Source organism: Pseudomonas sp. PS1(2021), assembly GCF_020405165.1.
In the GTDB taxonomy this organism is placed as follows: domain Bacteria; phylum Pseudomonadota; class Gammaproteobacteria; order Pseudomonadales; family Pseudomonadaceae; genus Pseudomonas; species Pseudomonas aeruginosa.
The window spans coordinates 2,794,442-2,813,609 of the sequence record NZ_CP084484.1 but is presented as its reverse complement, the minus strand read 5'-3'; the positions used below and the strand labels follow the sequence as shown (position 1 = coordinate 2,813,609).

Below are 19,168 nucleotides of genomic sequence, written 5' to 3'. Positions count from 1 at the left end.
GACGTCACATGATCGACACGCAATATTCCCTGGCGGCTACCCAGGCCGCGATCCCCTCCGAGCCGATCGCTCCCGGCGCCGCCGGGCGTTCCGTCGGCACGCCGCAAGCGGCTGCGGACCTGCCGCAGGTGCCGGCCGCGCGGGCCGACCGGGTCGAACTGAACGCTCCGCGCCAGGTGCTCGACCCGGTGCGCATGGAAGCGGCCGGCAGCGAGCTGGACAGCAGCGTCGAGCTTCTGCTGATTCTCTTCCGCATCGCGCAGAAAGCGCGCGAGCTGGGCGTGCTCCAGCGCGACAACGAGAACCAGTCGATCATCCACGCGCAGAAGGCGCAGGTGGACGAGATGCGCAGCGGCGCCACGCTGATGATCGCCATGGCGGTGATCGCTGGCGTCGGCGCATTGGCCTCGGCGGTGGTCGGCAGCCTCGGCGCGTTGAAGAACGGCAAGGCCATCAGTCAGGAGAAGACCCTGCAGAAGAACATCGATGGGCGCAACGAACTGATCGACGCGAAGATGCAGGCGCTTGGCAAGACCTCCGACGAGGATCGCAAGATCGTCGGCAAGGTCTGGGCGGCGGACCAGGTGCAGGACAGTGTGGCTTTGCGTGCGGCGGGCCGTGCCTTCGAGAGCCGCAACGGCGCCCTGCAGGTGGCCAACACGGTGATCCAGTCCTTCGTCCAGATGGCCAACGCCTCGGTCCAGGTGCGCCAGGGCGAATCGCAGGCGAGCGCCCGGGAAGGAGAGGTCAACGCCACCATCGGGCAGAGCCAGAAGCAGAAGGTCGAGGACCAGATGAGCTTCGATGCCGGCTTCATGAAGGACGTCCTGCAGCTCATCCAGCAGTACACCCAGAGCCATAACCAGGCCTGGCGTGCGGCGGCCGGAGTGGTCTGAGCCGTCTCCGCGCGGGAGGAAAAGGCCACAGCGATGTGGCTTTTTTCTTAAAAGAAAAGTCTCTCAGTGACAAAAGCGATGCATAGCCCGGTGCTAGCATGCGCTGAGCTTTAGGAGGCGCCCCCATGGATTTAACGAGCAAGGTCAACCGACTGCTTGCCGAGTTCGCAGGCCGTATCGGTTTGCCTTCCCTGTCCCTCGACGAGGAGGGCATGGCGAGCCTCCTGTTCGACGAACAGGTGGGCGTCACCCTGTTGCTGCTCGCCGAGCGCGAGCGTCTGTTGCTGGAGGCCGATGTGGCGGGCATCGATGTGCTGGGCGAGGGGATCTTTCGCCAGCTCGCCAGCTTCAACCGCCATTGGCACCGTTTCGATCTGCATTTCGGCTTCGACGAGCTGACCGGGAAGGTCCAGTTGTATGCGCAGATTCTCGCAGCGCAACTGACCCTCGAATGCTTCGAGGCGACCCTGGCCAACCTGCTCGACCACGCCGAGTTCTGGCAACGCCTGCTGCCGTGCGACAGCGATCGCGAGGCGGTCGCTGCGGTCGGCATGAGGGTTTGAGTGGCCCCATGAAAATCGAATCGATTTCGCCGGTGCAGCCGTCCCAAGACGCAGGAGCCGAGACGGTGGGGCATTTCGAGGGGCGTTCGGTGACCCGCGCGGCCGTTCGCGGCGACGACCGTTCCAGCGTGGCCGGGCTGGCGCGCTGGCTGGCGCGCAACGTGGCTGGCGATCCGCGCAGCGAGCAGGCCTTGCAGCGCCTCGCCGACGGCGACGGCACGCCGCTGGAGGCGCGCACGGTCCGGCGCAGGTGAGGTGCTGGATGCTGTTGCCGCTGGCGTTGCTGCTCGGCGGTTGCGTCAGCCAGCCCGCGCCGATGTCGCCGAAGGTGACGGTGGGCGGTTCGGTGGGCGGCGTTTCCCTGCAGGCGCGCCAGGCGCAACTCAGGCTGCACCTGTATGCCGTCGTTCAGGGAAGGATGCAAACGATTGCCGAGCGGCGCTACCGGGTGTCCGGGTTGCCGTTGCGCTATGCGTTCGATCTGGAGGTCGACAGGTTGGAGGGCGAGGCATTGTACCTACGCACCGAGCTTTCCTGGGTGGGCGTCGCGGCGGTCCAGGCGAGCGCCTGGCAGCGGGTGGCGGCGGGCGTCGATGAGCGGGTCCGGCTGGTTCGGCGCGACTGTTTTCCGAATTGTACGGCCGCTCGCCCGGAAGAAAGATCTGGCAACGATTGATACATTGCCTGCTGTTTCGGAAAGTGCGTATGGAGATTAAAGAAGTGCAAGTCTCGTTCGTTGTCAGGGAAGGTCTCGAATAATAAAACTGGTACTTTTGTTCCGCTTCTAAAGAAGGCTGGATTAATTGGCGGAAGCCGACTCGCTCTGCGAATCAGCGCACGTCGGATAATCCTGATTATTATAAAATCGACTCCGTGCTCATGGCTTTGAAAATCAATAAAACGGAGCGTATTCATGCCTCTCCGCTAGGCGGGGCATTCAAGGTACGACGGGAAGTGTTGGGGTTCTTATAATATGCAAGGAGCCAAATCTCTTGGCCGAAAGCAGATAACGTCTTGTCATTGGAACATTCCAACTTTCGAATACAGGGTAAACAAGGAAGAGGGCGTATATGTTCTGCTCGAGGGCGAACTGACCGTCCAGGACATCGATTCCACTTTTTGCCTGGCGCCTGGCGAGTTGCTTTTCGTCCGCCGCGGAAGCTATGTCGTAAGTACCAAGGGAAAGGACAGCCGAATACTCTGGATTCCATTATCTGCCCAGTTTCTACAAGGCTTCGTCCAGCGCTTCGGCGCGCTGTTGAGTGAAGTCGAGCGTTGCGACGAGCCCGTGCCGGGCATCATCGCGTTCGCTGCCACGCCTCTGCTGGCCGGTTGCGTCAAGGGGTTGAAGGAATTGCTTGTGCATGAGCATCCGCCGATGCTCGCCTGCCTGAAGATCGAGGAGTTGCTGATGCTCTTCGCGTTCAGTCCGCAGGGGCCGCTGCTGATGTCGGTCCTGCGGCAACTGAGCAACCGGCATGTCGAGCGTCTGCAGCTATTCATGGAGAAGCACTACCTCAACGAGTGGAAGCTGTCCGACTTCTCCCGCGAGTTCGGCATGGGGCTGACCACCTTCAAGGAGCTGTTCGGCAGTGTCTACGGGGTTTCGCCGCGCGCCTGGATCAGCGAGCGGAGAATCCTCTATGCCCATCAGTTGCTGCTCAACAGCGACATGAGCATCGTCGACATCGCCATGGAGGCGGGCTTTTCCAGCCAGTCCTATTTCACCCAGAGCTATCGCCGCCGTTTCGGCTGCACACCGAGCCGCTCGCGGCAGGGGAAGGACGAATGCCGGGCTAAAAATAACTGACGTTTTTTGAAAGCCCGGTAGCGGCTGCATGAGTAGAATCGGCCCAAATTGCAGGCTCTGACGAGCGCGCAATGTAGTGAGGAAGCCAAGGCAGAGAATGGAGCAGGAAGACGATAAGCAGTACTCCCGAGAAGCGGTGTTCGCCGGCAGGCGGGTATCCGTGGTGGGCTCGGACGCCCGCTCGCGGGGTCGGGTGCCGGGTTACGCATCGAGCAGTTTGTATCGTGAGTCCGGAATCATCAGTGCGCGGCAACTGGCGTTGCTGCAGCGGATGCTGCCGCGCCTGCGGCTGGAGCAACTGTTCCGCTGCGAGTGGTTGCAGCAGCGCCTGGCGCGCGGCCTGGCGCTGGGGCGCGAAGAGGTGCGGCAGATTCTCCTCTGCGCGGCGCAGGACGACGACGGCTGGTGCGCCGAACTGGGCGACCGGGTCAACCTCGCCGTGCCGCAGTCGATGATCGATTGGGTCCTGCTGCCGGTCTATGGCTGGTGGGAAAGCCTGCTCGACCAGGCGATCCCCGGCTGGCGCCTGTCGCTGGTGGAGCTGGAGACCCAGTCCCGGCAACTGCGAGTCAAGTCCGAATTCTGGTCCCGCGTGGCCGAGCTGGAGCCGGAGCAGGCCCGCGAGGAACTGGCCAGGGTCGCCAAGTGCCAGGCGCGCACCCAGGAACAGGTGGCCGAACTGGCCGGCAAGCTGGAGACGGCTTCGGCACTGGCGAAGAGCGCCTGGCCGAACTGGCAGCGGGGCATGGCGACGCTGCTCGCCAGCGGCGGGCTGGCCGGCTTCGAGCCGATCCCCGAGGTCCTCGAATGCCTCTGGCAACCTCTCTGCCGGCTGGACGACGACGTCGGCGCGGCGGACGCCGTCCAGGCCTGGCTGCACGAACGCAACCTGTGCCAGGCACAGGATCACTTCTACTGGCAGAGCTGAGCGGCCGGCGAAAGCCGGCCCTACCGAGGAATCATGGATCATCTGTTGAGCGGATTGGCCACTCGCCTGGGCCAAGGGCCCTTTGTTGCCGATCGGACGGGTTCGTACCACCTGCGCATCGACGGACAGAGCGTCCTGTTGCTGCGCCAGGGCGACGACCTGCTGCTGGAAAGCCCGCTGGAGCACGCCCCCCTGGACCCGCAGCGCGACCAGCAGGGGTTGCTGCGGGCGCTGTTGTCGCGGGTCGCCAGTTGGAGTCGGCGCTATCCCCAGGCCATTGTCCTGACGCGGACGGGCGCCTGCTGTTGCAGGCGCGGCTGGGCCTCGACGGCCTCGATCCCGAGCGACTCGAACGGGCCCTGGCCGCCCAGGTGGGGCTGCTCGAGGCGCTGGCGCCGGAGCTGGAACCGCTGCCCCGCGGGTTGCCGCCGCAGGCTCCGGTGTGGCGTCCCTGATGCGCCGCCTGCTGATCGGCGGACTGCTGGCGCTGCTGCCTGGCGCGGTCTTGCGCGCGCAGCCGCTGGACTGGCCCAGCCTGCCTTACGACTATGTGGCGCAGGGCGAAAGCCTGCGCGACGTGCTGGCCAACTTCGGCGCCAACTACGATGCCTCGGTGATCGTCAGCGACAAGGTCAACGACCAGGTCAGCGGTCGCTTCGACCTGGAAAGCCCGCAGGCCTTCCTGCAGTTGATGGCCTCCCTCTACAACCTCGGCTGGTACTACGACGGCACCGTGCTGTACGTATTCAAGACCACCGAGATGCAATCGCGGCTGGTGAGGCTGGAGCAGGTCGGCGAGGCCGAGCTGAAGCGCGCGCTGACCGCCGCCGGTATCTGGGAGGCGCGCTTCGGCTGGCGTGCCGACCCTTCCGGGCGGCTGGTGCACGTGTCCGGTCCGGGGCGCTATCTCGAACTGGTCGAGCAGACCGCCCAGGTGCTGGAGCAGCAATACACCCTGCGCAGCGAAAAGACCGGCGACCTCAGCGTGGAGATCTTCCCGCTGCGCTATGCGGTCGCCGAGGACCGCAAGATCGAGTACCGCGACGACGAGATCGAGGCGCCGGGCATCGCCAGCATCCTCTCGCGGGTGCTCAGCGATGCCAACGTGGTTGCGGTGGGCGACGAGCCGGGCAAGCTGCGCCCGGGACCGCAATCGAGCCATGCGGTGGTCCAGGCGGAACCGTCGCTGAACGCGGTGGTGGTGCGCGACCACAAGGACCGGTTGCCCATGTATCGCCGCCTGATCGAAGCCCTCGACCGGCCCTCGGCGCGGATCGAGGTCGGCTTGTCGATCATCGACATCAATGCCGAGAACCTCGCCCAGCTGGGCGTCGACTGGAGCGCCGGGATTCGCCTGGGCAACAACAAGTCGATCCAGATCCGCACCACCGGCCAGGATAGCGAGGAGGGCGGCGGCGCCGGTAACGGGGCGGTCGGCAGCCTGGTGGACAGTCGCGGGCTGGATTTCCTGCTGGCCAAGGTCACCCTGTTGCAGAGCCAGGGACAGGCGCAGATCGGATCCCGGCCGACCCTGCTGACCCAGGAGAATACCCAGGCGGTGCTCGACCAGAGCGAAACCTACTATGTGCGGGTCACGGGCGAGCGGGTGGCCGAGCTGAAGGCGATCACCTACGGCACCATGCTGAAAATGACGCCGCGAGTGGTGACTCTCGGCGATACGCCGGAGATCAGCCTCAGCCTGCACATCGAGGACGGCAGCCAGAAACCCAATAGCGCCGGCCTGGACAAGATCCCCACGATCAACCGCACGGTGATCGATACCATCGCCCGCGTGGGCCATGGCCAGAGCCTGCTGATCGGCGGCATCTACCGCGACGAACTGAGCCAGAGCCAGCGCAAGGTACCCTGGCTCGGCGACATTCCCTATCTCGGCGCGCTGTTCCGCACTACCGCGGACACCGTGCGCCGCTCGGTGCGGCTGTTCCTCATCGAGCCGCGGCTGATCGACGATGGCGTCGGCCATTACCTGGCGCTGAACAACCGTCGCGACCTGCGCGGCGGCCTGCTTGAAATCGACGAGTTGTCGAACCAGAGCCTGTCGTTGCGCAAGCTGCTCGGTAGCGCCCGCTGCCAGGCGCTGGCGCCGGCCAGGGCCGAACAGGAGCGCTTGCGCCAGGCCGGCCAGGGTTCGTTCCTCACGCCCTGCCGGATGGGTGCGCAGGAGGGCTGGCGGGTGACCGACGGCGCCTGTCCCAAGGACGGCGCCTGGTGCGTCGGCGCGGAGCGCGGGAATTAGCATGGCCTGGAAGATCCGCTTCTACAGCGGGCTGAACCAGGGCGCCGAAGTCTCGCTCGGAGAGGGCCGGGTGGCGCTTGGCAGCGATCCGTTGCAGGCCGACCTGGTGTTGCTCGACGAGGGCATCGCGGCAGTCCACCTGGTGCTCGAGGTCGATGCCCAGGGCGTGCGCCTGCTGGAGTGGGCGGAGGGCTGCGAGCCTCGCCAGGACGGCCAGGCGCAAGTCGCCGGAGCGATCCTGCAGGCGCTTGCCGGGCAGACCTGCGGCCCGCTGCGCTGGGCATTCTGCGACCCGCAGCGGAGTTTTCCCGAGCGTTTCCCCGAAGCCGAGGTGCAGACCGCGCCAGTGCGCCGCAAGTCGTCCGCCCGTGCCGGCGGGGCCTGGCTGCTCGGCGTCAGCCTGGCGCTGGCGCTGTGTCTGCTGGGCATGCTCGTCGAACCCTGGTCGGCCCGCCAGCACGGCATGGCCGGCGAGGAGCCCCTGGCGAAGGTGCGCGCCTACCTGCGCGAGCAGGGCATGAGCGAGGTGGATGTGCAGCGCCAGGGCGACAGTCTCCTGCTCGGTGGCTACCTGGAGGACAACGCCCGGCGCCTGGCGCTACAGCGCTACCTCGATGGCAGCGGCGTGGACTACCGACTAGAAGCACGGAGCATGGAAGACATTCGCCAGGGCGTGGATTTCATCCTGCAGAAATTCGGCTATCGGCAGATCCTCAGCAGCAACGCGGACAAGCCTGGCTGGGTCCGGCTCAACGGCGAACTGGCGGAACAGGACGAACGCTGGGCGCGGATCGACGCATTGCTGGAGTCCGAGGTGCCGGGCCTGCTCGGGGTGGAAAACCAGGTCCGGGTGGCCGGCTCGCACCTGCGCCGCCTCGAGCGCCTGCTGGCGGACGCCGGCCTCGACCGGCAACTGAGTTTCCGCGAGCGCGGCGAGCGCATCGAGTTGAGCGGCACGCTCGACGAGGTCCAGCTCAGCGCCTTCTACCGCCTGCAGCGCGAGTTCCAGCAGGAATTCGGCAACCGCCCGAGCCTGGAGCTGCTCAGTCGCGGCAAGCGCGCCAGCGGCGACGAACTGGAGTTCACGATTCGCTCGGTGTCGCTGGGGCGGGTGCCCTATGTAGTGCTTGGCGACGGCCAGAAATACCCGGTGGGCGCCTCGACATCCCGCGGTGTGCGAATCCTCGCCATCGAGCCGGAGTCGATCCTGGTGGCCCGCGGCAAGCAGCGTTTCATCATCAATCTCAAAGGGGAGGTGCTCCATGATGACAGCCTTGGAAACGCGACTGTCGGTCGCTGACGGCACGCATGCCGCAGCGCTCCGGCAGCGTCTGCAGGCGGCGCTGGCGGAGTGTCGCCGGGAACTGGCCAGAGGCGCCGGCCCGGAGCGCTTCCAGTTCCTGCAACAGCAGGCCCGGGCCCTCGAAGGCGGTCTCGGCATTCTTTCGCAGCTCACAGAGGACTAAGCATGGCGCAGATATTCAACCCCAACCCGGGGAATACCCTCGATACCGTGGCCAATGCCCTGAAGGAGCAGGCCAACGCAGCGAACAAGGACGTCAACGAAGCGATCAAGGCCTTGCAGGGGACCGACAATGCCGATAACCCGGCGCTGCTGGCCGAGCTGCAACACAAGATCAACAAGTGGTCGGTCATCTACAACATCAACTCGACGGTGACCCGTGCGCTGCGCGACCTGATGCAAGGCATCCTGCAGAAGATCTGAACATGGACACTTCACTGATACGCGAATTGGCGGAACTGGCGCTGGCCGGCAGCGGGCAGCACTGCCACGAAGAGGCGCTGTGCATCGCCGAGTGGCTGGAGCGCCTCGGACAGGACGAAGCGGCGCGGCTGATCCGGATTTCCAGCCTGGCCAACCAGGGGCGCTATCAGGAAGCCCTGGCCTTCGCCCATGGCAATCCCTGGCCGGCGCTGGAGCCCTGGTTCGCCTTGTGCGAGTGGCACCTGGGGCTGGGCGCCGCGCTGGACCGCAGGCTGGCCGGGCTGGGCGGCAGCAGCGATCCTGCCCTGGCCGACTTCGCCGCCGGCATGCGCGCCCAGGTGCGGACATGAGCCGCATCGACACGCCGCCGGGATTCGCCGTCTATCCGTCGGCCAGTCCAAAGGCGGCGAACCTGCCGGCTGTCGATCAGGTGCTGGCTTTCGAGCAGGCCCTCGGCGGCGAGCCGCCGGCGGCCGGACGCCGCCTGGCCGGGTTGGAGAACGGCGCTCTCGGCGAGCGCCTGCTGCAGCGCTTTGCCCAGCCGCTGCAAGGGTTGGAGGCGGACCGCCTGGAGCTGAAGGCGATGCTCCGTGCGGAACTGCCGCTGGGACGCCAGCAGCAAACCTTTCTCCTCCAGTTGCTCGGTGCAGTCGAGCATGCGCCGGGCGGCGAATACCTGGCGCAACTGGCGCGTCGAGAATTGCAGGTGCTGATCCCGCTCAACGGCATGCTCGACAACCTCGTGCGCAACAGCCACAAACTCGACCTGGAGTCATGATGGATATCTCTCGGATGGGCGCCCAGGCGCAGATCACCAGTCTCGAAGAACTCTCCGGCGGCCCGGCCGGCGCGGCCCACGTCGCCGAGTTCGAACGGGCGATGGGCGGTGCCGGCAGCCTGGGCGGCGACCTGCTCAGCGAACTGGGGCAGATCAGGGAGCGTTTCAGCCAGGCCAAGCAGGAGTTGCAGGTGGAGCTGTCGACGCCCGGCGACGATCCCAACAGCCTGATGCAGATGCAGTGGTCGCTGATGCGCATCACCATGCAGGAAGAGCTGATCGCCAAGACCGTCGGGCGCATGAGCCAGAACGTCGAAACCCTGATGAAGACCCAATGAGGCGAACGGTGAAAGGTCTGTCGCGCATGGCGCTCCTGGCGCTGGTCCTGGCGTTGGGCGGGTGCAAGGTCGAACTCTATACCGGGATCAGCCAGAAGGAAGGTAACGAGATGCTGGCGCTGTTGCGTTCGGAGGGTGTTTCCGCGGACAAGCAGGCGGACAAGGATGGCACCGTGCGCCTGCTGGTGGAGGAATCGGATATCGCCGAGGCGGTGGAGGTGCTCAAGCGCAAGGGCTATCCGCGGGAGAACTTCTCCACACTGAAGGATGTGTTTCCCAAGGACGGGCTGATTTCCTCGCCCATCGAAGAGCGCGCGCGGCTCAACTACGCCAAGGCCCAGGAGATTTCCCATACCCTTTCCGAGATCGATGGCGTGCTGGTGGCGCGGGTCCATGTGGTGCTGCCCGAGGAGCGCGACGGACTGGGCAGGAAGTCCTCGCCGGCATCGGCCTCGGTGTTCATCAAGCACGCCGCCGACGTGCAACTGGATGCCTACGTGCCGCAGATCAAGCAACTGGTGAACAACGGCATCGAAGGACTCAGCTACGACCGCATCAGCGTGGTGCTGGTGCCGTCGGCCGGGGTCCGCCAGGTCCCGCTGGCGCCACGCTTCGAGAGTGTCTTCTCGATCCAGGTGGCGGAGCACTCGCGCGGACGCCTGCTCGGTCTGTTCGGCCTGCTGCTGGCGTTGCTGCTGGCGAGCAACCTGGCGCAGTTCTTCTGGCGCCGGCAACGGGGCTGAGCGGCGCGATGCCATTGACGGCCTACCAGTTGCGCTTCTGCCCGGCCCGCTACATCCACGAGTCGCACCTGCCCGCGGTATTGCTGCGGTTGCTGCCGGCGCTGCCGGACTGGCGGCGACAGAGCGTTCTCAACGCCTGGCTGCTGGAGCAACTGGAATTGGACTGCGCGTTCCGCATGCCCGCGCAACTGGGCGGGCTGGCCCTTTACCCGCAGGCGGCGCTGGAACGGACCCTGGGCTGGCTCGGCGCGTTGCTGCACGGCCAGGCCTTGCGGCAGGTGCTGGACGGTGCGCGGGTACGGCGCATCCGCGCGCAGATCGGCGAACAGGGCCAGCGTTTCTGCCTGGAGCAGCTCGACCTGCTCATCGGTCGCTGGCCACCCGGCTGGCAGCGGGCCTTGCCGGAAAACCCGGAAGAAGGCTATTTCCGGCGCTGCGGCCTGGCTTTCTGGCTGGCCGCCTGTAGCGATGCCGACTGCGGTTTCTCGCGGCGCCTGCGCCTGCGCCTGGAGGCCATGCCGGCCCCGGCGGACTGGACCTTCGACGAACAACGGCGATCCCTGGCGCGGACCCTGTGCCTGAAGGTCGCCCGACAAGCGAGCGATGAATGCTTCCATTTGTTGAACTAGACGCCAGTCGCGTACGGCTGGCCCCCGGGCAGGCCCTGTTGCGCGCCCGCGACTACCAGGACTACCTCAGCGCCAACCGCCTGGTGGAAGCGGCCCGCGAGCGTGCCGCCGAAATCGAGCGCGAGGCCCACGAGGTTTACCAGGAGCAGAAGCGCCTGGGCTGGGAGGCCGGACTGGAGGAGGCGCGTCTGCGCCAGGCCGGGCTGATCCAGGAAACGCTACTGCGCTGCAATCGCTACTACCGGCAGGTCGATCGCCAGCTTGGCGAGGTGGTGCTGCAGGCGGTGCGCAAGGTGTTGCGCCACTACGACGCTGTCGAGCTGACCCTGGCGGCCACGCGCGAGGCACTGGCATTGGTGAGCAACCAGAAGCAGGTGATCCTGCACGTCCAGCCGGAACAACTGGCCGCGGTGCGCGAGCAGGTCGCCCGGGTGCTCAAGGATTTCCCCGAGGTGGGCTACCTGGAAGTGGTCGGCGATGCCCGGCTGGACCAGGGCGGTTGCATCCTGGAAACCGAGATCGGGATCATCGACGCTTCGCTCGACAGCCAGTTGGCGGCGTTGCAGGCCGCATTGACGGAGAGCGTGGCGCGGAGCGGCGAGGAGGAAGGGGACGCCGGTTGAGGGAACCAGGCGCCGCCCCCGGCCCGGGCGTTGGCTCCGGGCCGAGGGCTGAGACGCTGCCGTTCGCCCGCGGCGGCGACGCTGGCGGTGCGGTCGGCGCCTTCAGAGCAGGGTGAAGCTGCGGCTTTCGGTTTGCGCCGAATCCAGGCCGACGAAGACCTTGAACTCGCCCGGCTCGGCCGTGTGCCTGAGCTGACTGTCGTAGAACTTCAGGTCTGCCTCGCCGAGGCGGAAGACGATCTCCCGCGATTCGCCGGGCTCCAGCATCACCTTGCGGAACCCGCGCAGTTCCTTCACCGGACGGCTGAGGCTGGCGACCGGGTCCTGCAGATAAAGCTGGACCACCGTGGCGCCGGCGCGCTTGCCGCTGTTACTGAGCGTGACCCGCGCTTCCAGGGTAGCGCCGCGGGCCAGCCGTTCGCTGGACAGGCGCAGGGGCGAGAGACTGAACTCGGTGTAGCTGAGGCCGTAGCCGAACGGGTAGAGCGGGCCGTTGGCTTCGTCGAAATAGCGCGAGGTGTATTTGCCGGGGTTGTCGTGGTCCATCGGCCGGCCGGTGTTCAGGTGGTTGTAGTAGACCGGAACCTGGCCCACCGAGCGCGGGAAGGACATGGTCAGCTTGCCGCTGGGGTTGTGCTCGCCGAACAGCACGTCGGCGATGGCGTTGCCGCCTTCGGTGCCACTGAACCAGGTTTCCAGGATCGCGTCGGCGTTTTCCTGCTCCCAGCCCAGCGACAGCGGTCGGCCGTTCATCAGCACCAGCACCAGCGGCTTGCCGGTGGCCTTCAGTGCCTTCAGCAGCCGCCGCTGGCTGGCCGGGATGCGCAGGTCGGTGCGACTGGAGGCCTCGTGGGCCATGCCCTGCGATTCGCCGACCACGGCGACCACCAGGTCGGCGTCGCGCGCGGTGCGCAAGGCCTCCTCGAGCATCGCCTCGGCGGAGCGCGGATCGACCTCGACTTCCGGGTTGTAGCTGTTCAGGTAGTCGAGGATCGCCTGGTCGCCACTGACGTTGGCACCCTTGGCGTAGAGCAGGGTGGCACGCTCGCCGACGGCATTGGCCAGGCCCTGGTAGACGGTTACCGCCTGGCGTGGCACGCCGGCTGCCGACCAACTGCCGATGACGTCGCGCTGGCTCTTGGCCAGGGGGCCGATCACGGCGATCCGCCCCTGTTTCTTCAGCGGCAGCAGACCGTCGCGGTTCTTCAGCAGGACCAGTCCTTCGCGAGCCACCTCGCGGGCGGCCTGGCGGTGCAGGCGGCTCTCGGCGTTGGTGTCGAACGGCGGGTCGTCCGGCTTGCCCAGGCGCCGGTAGGGATCGGCGAACAGGCCGAGGTCGTACTTCGCCGCCAGCACGTCGCGGCAGGCGCGATCGATGTCGGCCTGGTCGATCTCGCCGGCCGCCAGCAGCTTCGGTAGCCAGGTCGAGTAGAGATCGTCGTTCATGTTCATGTCGACACCGGCCTGGATCGCCAGGCGCGTGGCGTCCCGCTCGTTGCCGGCGAGGCCGTGCTTGATCAGTTCCTTCACCGCGCCGTGGTCACTGATGGTCAGCCCCTTGAAGCCCCACTGCTGGCGCAACAGGTCGGTCAGCAGCCAGCGGTTGGCGGTGGCGGGCACGCCGTTGATGGTGTTCAGCGAGACCATCACCGCGCCGGCGCCGGCGTCCACCGCGGCCTTGTAGGGCGGCAGGTAGTCCTGGAACATGCGCGGCAGGCTCATGTCCACGGTGTTGTAGTCGCGGCCGCCTTCGGCCGCGCCGTACAGGGCGAAGTGCTTGACCGCCGCCATGATGCTGTCCGGGGCGGCCAGGTTGGAGCCCTGGTAGGCACGGACCATCACGCCGGACAGCAGCGAGGTCAGGTAGGTGTCTTCGCCGAAGCCTTCCGAGACCCGCCCCCAGCGCGCGTCGCGGGTGATGTCGACCATCGGCGAGAAGCTCATGTCGAGCCCGTCGGCGCTGGCTTCCAGGGCGGAGATCCGCGCGCTGCGGGCGACCACCTCGGGGTCCCAGCTGGCGGCGAGGCCGAGGCTGATGGGAAAGATGGTGCGGTGGCCGTGGGCCACGTCGTAGGCATGGAACAGCGGGATCTTCAGGCGGCTATGGCGGACCTGGTCCTGCATGGCGCGAATGTCCGGGCGGGTCACGGTATTGAATATGGCGCCGACCTTGCCGGCGCGGATATCCGCCATCAGCGCTTCCTTGGGATGGTCGGCGCCGACGCTGACCAGGCGTAGCTGGCCGATCTTTTCCGCGTTGCTCATGCGAGCCATCAGGCTGGCGATGAAACGCTCCTTGTCGGTGGCCGGCGGATTGCCGGATTCGCCCTGGCCAGCCGCCAGTGCCGGGCTCCCGCTCAGCCCGATGAGAAGCCCCAGTACACACAGCCTGTTCATGCATGTTTTCTCGTTATTGGATAGACGCTCGTCGTGGCGGCGTGACATGTCGCGGCATGCCGCCCGGCGGGCGCGACATAAGGTGTTCGCAGCGCGGGCGGAAGTCAACGAGACGGCGATGGGCGAATCTGCCGGTTCTGACAGGTCCCGTGGCGCGCCGCTGGCGGCGCTCAGGCGACGCTGGCGAGCAACTGCTCGGCCGGCATCGGCCTGCCGAGCAGGAAGCCTTGCAGCGAATTGCAGCCGAGGCGGGTCAGGAACTCCTGCTGGGCCTCGGTTTCCACGCCCTCGGCGACGATCTTCAGGTTCAGCGTGCGGCCGAGGGCGACGATCGCCGAGACGATCGCGGCGTCGTCGCTGTCGTGGGCCAGCTCGTTGATGAAGCCACGGTCGATCTTCAGTTCGCTCGCCGGCAGGCGTTTGAGATACAGCAGGCTGGAGTAGCCGGTGCCGAAGTCGTCGATGGAGATGCCGACGCCCATCGCCGACAACTGCTCGAGGATCACCAGGCTGGCATCGGCATCGCGCATGGCGGTCGATTCGGTCACCTCGAGGATCAGGTGGCTGGGCTCCAGGCTGTGGCGCAGGAGTGCGTTGCGTACCGAGTCGACCAGGCCGGCATGGGCGAACTGCAGGGCCGAAAGGTTCACCGCGATGTTCCAGTCCGCATGTCCGCCGTCCAGCCAGAGGCGCATCTGCCGACAGGCTTCGTCGAGCACCCACTCGCCGATCTGCACGATCAGGCCGGTCTTTTCCGCCAGCGGCAGGAACTGGCCGGGGGTGATCAGCCCGTGTTGCGGATGCTCCCAGCGCAGCAGCGCTTCCACGCCGATCATCGGTCCGTTCGGCGCCAGTACCTTGGGCTGGTAGTGCAAGACCAGTTGCCGGCGCTCCAGGGCCTGGCGCAGGTCATGCAGTAGTTGCAACTGTTCCTGGGCGTTGGCGTTCATCGAACTCTCGAAGAAGCAGTAGCCGTTCCGTCCCTGGTCCTTGGCGTGATACATCGCCGCGTCGGCATTGATCATCAGCTCGTGGCGGGTCTGCCCGTCGCCGGGGTAGAGCGCGATGCCGATGCTCGCCGAGATCCGCACCTCGTGGCGGGATATCTGGTACGGCTGGCTGATCCGCTTCACCAGCTTCTCGGCCAGGGTCGCGGCGTCGGCGGGCTCTCGGGCCTCGATCAGCAGGACGAACTCGTCGCCGCCGAGGCGGGCGATGGTGTCCTGGGCGCGGACGTTGGCGCGGATACGCTCGGCGACTTCGATCAGCAACAGGTCGCCGAGGTGATGGCCGTAGGCATCGTTGACCGCCTTGAAGCCGTCCAGGTCCATGAACAGCACGGCGAACCGGCGATCGTCGCGGATCGCCTGCTGGATCGCCTGCTCCAGGCGGTCGTCGAGGAGCATGCGGTTGGGCAGCTTGGTCAGGTTGTCGTGCAGGGCCAACTGGATCAGCTCGCGGTTGGCTCGTGCGAGGGAGGTGGCGAGCACCGAGGTACGTGCCTCGAGGCGCGAGTCCAGCACCGAGACGATCAGGGCGATGGCGATCACCGCCAGGGTGATCACGATGACCAGCACCGCCAGCCAGCCGTTGTCGATGCCTCGGCCGGCGGCGCCGCAGAAGCTGCCCAGGGGGAACTGCGCGGCGGCCATCCCGGTGTAGTGCATGCCGACGATGGCGCAGCCCATCACCAGGGCGGCGCCGGCGCGGACCAGGACGATGCGCCGGCTGCCATGGCGCAGGCGGAAGGCGATCCACAGCGCGGCGCCGGAGGCGATCACCGCGATCAGGATGGAGAGGCCGAGCCACAGCGGGTCGTAGACGATCCCCGGCATCATCAGCAGGGCGGCCATCCCGGTGTAGTGCATGGCGGCGATGCCGCTGCCCATCAGCAGGGCGCCCAGCGCCAGGCGTTGCCAGGGGAGTTCCGCCTGGCACACCAGCCAGAGGGCGAAGGCCGAACTGCCGACGGCCAGCAGCAGCGACAGCAGGGTCAGGCCCAGGTCGTAGCCGAGCGGGATCGGCAGGCTGAAGGCGAGCATTCCGACGAAATGCATCGACCAGATGCCGAAGCCCATGGCGAAAGCGCCGCCGATCAGCCAGGAGAGCGCCTCGCGGCCTTTCGCCAGGGTCACCCGGCCGGCCATGTCGAGAGCGGTGTAGGACGCCAGGATGGCCACAATCAGGGAAAAGGCGACAAGAACCTGGTTGTAGCTGCTGATAAGCATGAAAGCGTCCGAACGGGATAGCGGGAGAGAAGTGGTTGATATCAACCTGATATTATTGCACGAGTCGCTTTCGCCAATGCCATCGGGCAGGACCAACGGTCGCCGGCGCAGGCGGAATCTTGCTCAACGGCCGGGCCTTTTGTACAGCGCTTTGTCTGCCGCCGGTCGCCGCCCGCCGGGGCAGGCGGCGGAAAGCTCGGCAGCGCTGGCAGGTTGACGCTACCCTGAAAGAAGCCATGGTCGTCCGATCTTCCTCTGGCTTGATCAAAAAACTCTCATGATCGCCGACGATGGCTTCAGCTGAATGGGGAATCGGTGAACTTTCTGAATGTCTCGACAGGAGGTGCGTCTCATGGAAAAGCCCTTCTCGGATGATGTCAGCGTGAATGTCCTGCGTCGCATGAAAGAAGGCGGCTTCGACTTCGCGCGCATCCATCCCATCGACTTCTTCGCCATCTTTCCCAGTGAGCGGGAGGCCCGCCAGGCCGCGGGCCAGTTTCGCGGCGAGTCGCTCAGGGCCCAGGTCGTCGCTCGCGACGATGGCTCCTGGAACCTGCAGGTCAGCAAGGTGATGTACGCCACCCATGCCGCCATCGGTGCCTTCGAACACGACCTGGAGGAAGTCGTGGTGCCGCTGGGCGGCGTGCTGGACGGGTGGGGCGTGACCCAGGAGGTCACTTCGCTGCGTCCGTGACGGCGGCGGGACCCCGGCCGCGATCCCGGGCCGGGGCTCCTGCGTCGGGCTTTCCTTCCTCGAAGGCTTTCCTTCAGACTGGGGAAGGAGGTAAGCCATGAGCGATATTCTGATCCTGACCCATGCCGAGTTCTGTCCGCCAGGCCATCTGGGTGCCGTGCTGGCGGAGCGCGGCCTGGACTTCCGCGTGATCCGCGCCGACCTCGGCGAACTCGCCGGTCTCGACGCCGAACGCCCGCGAGCGGTGGCGATCATGGGTGGGCCGATGAGCGTCAACGACGACCTGCCCTGGTTGCGCGACGAACTGGCGCTGCTGCGTCGCTTCATCGAGCGGCGCATCCCGCTGATCGGCCATTGCCTCGGCGGCCAGTTGCTGGCCCGCGCCCTGGGCGCGACGGTGCGGCAACAGCCCTACACCGAAATGGGCTGGCAGCCCATGCAGCGGGAAAGCCGCGACAGTCCATGGCTGGCCGGGCTGCCGGAGCGCTTCTCGATCTTCCAGTGGCATGGCGATGCCTTCGACCTGCCGCAGGGCGCCGAGCGCCTGCTGTCCAGCCCGTGGTGCGAGAACCAGGGGTTTTCCTGGGGTGGTCACGTACTCGGCCTGCAAGGCCATCCGGAAATGACCGAGGAACTGGTGCGGCGCTGGATCGCCGGCTGGCCGCACCTGCTCGATCCCTCCCAGCCCAGCCAGCAATCCGCCGAGGACATGCTGGCCGGGTTGCCTGCCAGGATTGCCGGGCTGAATCGGGTGGCCGAGGGTTTCTACCGTCATTGGCTGTCGCTGATCGATTGACCTTCCCGGCCGCGGGCGCCCCCCTGGCACTACCGCCGGTCCGCTTTATCGCTCGTTCGAGCGAGACGGCTGTCTGCATGGAAGGGAGGGGATAAGCCGTCTCCCTTCCGGGTCTGTTCTAGACTTATCGGTCCCACAGGTCGCTTCGCGATCGGCAGGTCGATGCCGGTCCGTGGCCGCGGGGCGCGCATGCCGTCGAACGGGGCGCCCTTCCTCTCCTTGTGGGCAGGATGCACCAGACTGGGGCGAACCCGCCGCGCCGACCCTGCGAATCGCCGACGAGCCGTGATCCGCGCGCTGGCACGGGCTTTGCGAGTTCCCCATCGTTCGTGACGACAAGGAGTCCGGCATGGCACGCATGTTTTACGACGAGATGCACGATGCTGGCGGCGAATGCCGCTCGCATTATCGGGAATTCGCTCGCTGGCTGGCCGACACCCCTGAAGAGCAACTGCTGCAACGCCGGCGTGAAGCCGACCTGCTGTTCCACCGCGCCGGCATCACCTTCACTCTGTACGGCGACGAGCAGGGCACCGAGCGCCTGATCCCCTTCGACACCATCCCGCGCAGCATTCCCGCGGCGGAGTGGGCGCACATCGAGGCCGGCTGCATCCAGCGCGTCCAGGCGCTGAACCTGTTCCTCGCCGACCTCTACCACGAACAGCGCATCCTCAAGGCCGGGGTGATTCCTGCCGAGCAGGTCCTGGCCAACGACCAGTACCAACTGGCGATGCAGGGACTGGACCTGCCGGGCAACGTCTACGCGCACATTGCCGGGGTCGACCTGGTCCGCGACGGCAGCGGCAACTACTACGTGCTGGAGGACAACCTGCGCACGCCCAGCGGTGTTTCCTACATGCTGGAAAACCGCAAGATGATGATGCGCCTGTTCCCCGAGCTGTTCGTCCGCCAGCGCGTGGCGCCGATCGACCACTACCCGGACCTGCTGCTCGACACCCTAAAGCGGGCCAGTGACGTCGAATCGCCGAGCGTGGTGGTATTGACGCCGGGACGTTTCAACAGCGCCTACTTCGAACACGCCTTCCTCGCCCGCGAGATGGGCGTGGAACTGGTCGAAGGCGCCGATCTGTTCGTCCGCGACGAGCGGGTCTACATGCGCACGACGGCCGGACCGCAACCGGTGGACGTGATCTACCGAAGGATCGACGACGCTTTCCTCGACCCGCTGGCGTTCAACCCGGATTCGCTGCTCGGCGTGCCCGGCCTGCTGGCCGCCTACCGGGCCGGCAACCTGGTGCTGGCCAACGCGATCGGTACCGGGGTGGCCGACGACAAGTCGATCTATCCCTACGTGCCGGACATGATCCGCTTCTACCTCGGCGAAGACCCGCTACTGCACAACGTGCCGACCTGGCAATGTCGCAAGCCGAAGGAACTGGCGCACGTCCTGGCGCACCTGCCGGAGCTGGTGGTGAAGGAGACCCAGGGTTCCGGCGGCTACGGCATGCTGGTCGGACCGGCGGCCAGCCGGGAGGAAATCGAGCTGTTCCGCGAGCGCCTGAAGGCTCGCCCGGAGGCCTATATCGCGCAACCGACGCTGTCCCTGTCGACCTGCCCGACCTTCGTCGAGAGCGGCGTCGCGCCGCGCCATATCGACCTGCGGCCGTTCGTCCTGTCGGCGCCGGATCGGGTTCGCCTGGTGCCTGGCGGGTTGACCCGGGTGGCGTTGCGCGAAGGCTCGCTGGTGGTCAATTCGTCCCAGGGCGGCGGCACCAAGGACACCTGGGTGGTGGAGGAATAA

At 66.4% G+C, this 19,168-nt stretch carries 21 protein-coding genes and 1 pseudogene; 20 read left to right on the top strand and 2 right to left on the bottom strand.

Features of this window, described 5'->3' with window-relative positions; genetic code table 11:
- Nucleotides 1-8: 8 nt before the first annotated feature.
- From popD to pscL, 17 genes and pseudogenes are all read left to right on the top strand, one after another.
- A complete protein-coding gene (gene popD / locus LE197_RS13435; protein WP_003113550.1) occupies nucleotides 9-896 on the top strand; it encodes a type III secretion system translocon subunit PopD in 888 nt (295 codons plus the stop codon).
- 125 nt (nucleotides 897-1,021) lie between these two features.
- Complete coding sequence (gene exsC, locus LE197_RS13430; RefSeq protein ID WP_003100769.1) at nucleotides 1,022-1,459, top strand: type III secretion system regulatory chaperone ExsC; 438 nt, start codon at nucleotides 1,022-1,024, stop codon at nucleotides 1,457-1,459.
- 8 nt (nucleotides 1,460-1,467) lie between these two features.
- A complete protein-coding gene (gene exsE, locus LE197_RS13425; protein ID WP_003117722.1) occupies nucleotides 1,468-1,713 on the top strand; it encodes a T3SS regulon translocated regulator ExsE in 246 nt (81 codons plus the stop codon).
- Between the two features lie 8 nt (nucleotides 1,714-1,721).
- Nucleotides 1,722-2,135, top strand: a complete 414-nt coding sequence (exsB, locus tag LE197_RS13420) for a YscW family type III secretion system pilotin ExsB (protein WP_023108977.1) — start codon at nucleotides 1,722-1,724, stop codon at nucleotides 2,133-2,135.
- Nucleotides 2,136-2,432: 297 nt separating this feature from the next.
- A complete protein-coding gene (gene exsA / locus LE197_RS13415; protein WP_003120334.1) occupies nucleotides 2,433-3,269 on the top strand; it encodes a T3SS regulon transcriptional activator ExsA in 837 nt (278 codons plus the stop codon).
- A gap of 97 nt (nucleotides 3,270-3,366) precedes the next feature.
- Nucleotides 3,367-4,197 (top strand): T3SS regulon anti-activator ExsD, encoded by an 831-nt coding sequence (gene exsD, locus LE197_RS13410; protein ID WP_003124833.1) that lies wholly within the window; start codon nucleotides 3,367-3,369, stop codon nucleotides 4,195-4,197.
- 33 nt (nucleotides 4,198-4,230) lie between these two features.
- Nucleotides 4,231-4,652: pseudogene (gene pscB, locus LE197_RS13405) on the top strand (YscB family type III secretion system chaperone PscB).
- Entirely contained in the window at nucleotides 4,652-6,454 is a 1,803-nt protein-coding gene (gene pscC / locus LE197_RS13400; RefSeq protein WP_003100753.1) for a SctC family type III secretion system outer membrane ring subunit PscC, read from the top strand. The pseudogene pscB and the gene pscC overlap by 1 nt, the downstream one beginning before the upstream one ends.
- A 1-nt stretch (nucleotide 6,455) precedes the next feature.
- Nucleotides 6,456-7,754, top strand: coding sequence for a SctD family type III secretion system inner membrane ring subunit PscD (gene pscD, locus LE197_RS13395; RefSeq protein WP_003100752.1), 1,299 nt, complete (start codon nucleotides 6,456-6,458; stop codon nucleotides 7,752-7,754).
- On the top strand, nucleotides 7,717-7,920 hold the full coding sequence (gene pscE / locus LE197_RS13390) for a YscE family type III secretion system co-chaperone PscE (RefSeq protein ID WP_003100751.1): 204 nt from the start codon (nucleotides 7,717-7,719) through the stop codon (nucleotides 7,918-7,920). The genes pscD and pscE overlap by 38 nt, the downstream gene beginning before the upstream one ends.
- A gap of 2 nt (nucleotides 7,921-7,922) precedes the next feature.
- Nucleotides 7,923-8,180: a type III secretion system needle filament protein PscF gene (pscF, locus tag LE197_RS13385; protein WP_003117718.1), complete on the top strand. Its 258-nt coding sequence runs from the start codon at nucleotides 7,923-7,925 to the stop codon at nucleotides 8,178-8,180.
- Between the two features lie 2 nt (nucleotides 8,181-8,182).
- Nucleotides 8,183-8,530 (top strand): YscG family type III secretion system chaperone PscG, encoded by a 348-nt coding sequence (gene pscG, locus LE197_RS13380; protein ID WP_003100735.1) that lies wholly within the window; start codon nucleotides 8,183-8,185, stop codon nucleotides 8,528-8,530.
- A complete protein-coding gene (gene pscH / locus LE197_RS13375) occupies nucleotides 8,527-8,958 on the top strand; it encodes a YopR family T3SS polymerization control protein PscH (protein WP_003100725.1) in 432 nt (143 codons plus the stop codon). The genes pscG and pscH overlap by 4 nt, the downstream gene beginning before the upstream one ends.
- Nucleotides 8,958-9,296 (top strand): SctI family type III secretion system inner rod subunit PscI, encoded by a 339-nt coding sequence (gene pscI, locus LE197_RS13370; protein WP_003120330.1) that lies wholly within the window; start codon nucleotides 8,958-8,960, stop codon nucleotides 9,294-9,296. Before pscH ends, pscI begins: the two co-directional genes overlap by 1 nt.
- Entirely contained in the window at nucleotides 9,293-10,039 is a 747-nt protein-coding gene (gene pscJ / locus LE197_RS13365; protein ID WP_031638030.1) for a SctJ family type III secretion inner membrane ring lipoprotein Psc, read from the top strand. Before pscI ends, pscJ begins: the two co-directional genes overlap by 4 nt.
- 8 nt (nucleotides 10,040-10,047) lie before the next feature.
- Nucleotides 10,048-10,668: a SctK family type III secretion system sorting platform protein PscK gene (gene pscK, locus LE197_RS13360; protein ID WP_003100720.1), complete on the top strand. Its 621-nt coding sequence runs from the start codon at nucleotides 10,048-10,050 to the stop codon at nucleotides 10,666-10,668.
- The gene (pscL, locus tag LE197_RS13355) at nucleotides 10,647-11,291 is read left to right on the top strand and encodes a SctL family type III secretion system stator protein PscL (protein WP_003120328.1); all 645 of its coding nucleotides are present in this window, start codon (nucleotides 10,647-10,649) and stop codon (nucleotides 11,289-11,291) included. The genes pscK and pscL overlap by 22 nt, the downstream gene beginning before the upstream one ends.
- A 102-nt stretch (nucleotides 11,292-11,393) precedes the next feature.
- Here the strand turns inward: pscL and bglX are convergent, their stop codons facing one another.
- Nucleotides 11,394-13,688 (bottom strand): beta-glucosidase BglX, encoded by a 2,295-nt coding sequence (bglX, locus tag LE197_RS13350; protein WP_003113557.1) that lies wholly within the window; start codon nucleotides 13,686-13,688, stop codon nucleotides 11,394-11,396.
- A 170-nt stretch (nucleotides 13,689-13,858) separates the two neighbouring features.
- On the bottom strand, nucleotides 13,859-15,916 hold the full coding sequence (locus tag LE197_RS13345; RefSeq protein ID WP_003113558.1) for a putative bifunctional diguanylate cyclase/phosphodiesterase: 2,058 nt from the start codon (nucleotides 15,914-15,916) through the stop codon (nucleotides 13,859-13,861).
- Nucleotides 15,917-16,268: 352 nt separating this feature from the next.
- On the opposite strand from LE197_RS13345, the gene LE197_RS13340 reads away from it, so the two are divergent.
- The 3 genes from LE197_RS13340 to LE197_RS13330 all read left to right on the top strand — a co-directional run bounded on the left by LE197_RS13340 (nucleotide 16,269) and on the right by LE197_RS13330 (nucleotide 19,168).
- Nucleotides 16,269-16,610 carry a ribonuclease E inhibitor RraB gene (locus tag LE197_RS13340; RefSeq protein ID WP_003087738.1) on the top strand — a complete coding sequence of 114 codons (342 nt, stop codon included), beginning with the start codon at nucleotides 16,269-16,271 and terminating at the stop codon, nucleotides 16,608-16,610.
- A 97-nt stretch (nucleotides 16,611-16,707) separates the two neighbouring features.
- Nucleotides 16,708-17,406, top strand: a complete 699-nt coding sequence (locus LE197_RS13335; protein ID WP_003100718.1) for a GMP synthase — start codon at nucleotides 16,708-16,710, stop codon at nucleotides 17,404-17,406.
- A 349-nt stretch (nucleotides 17,407-17,755) separates the two neighbouring features.
- Nucleotides 17,756-19,168 (top strand): circularly permuted type 2 ATP-grasp protein, encoded by a 1,413-nt coding sequence (locus LE197_RS13330; RefSeq protein ID WP_003087741.1) that lies wholly within the window; start codon nucleotides 17,756-17,758, stop codon nucleotides 19,166-19,168.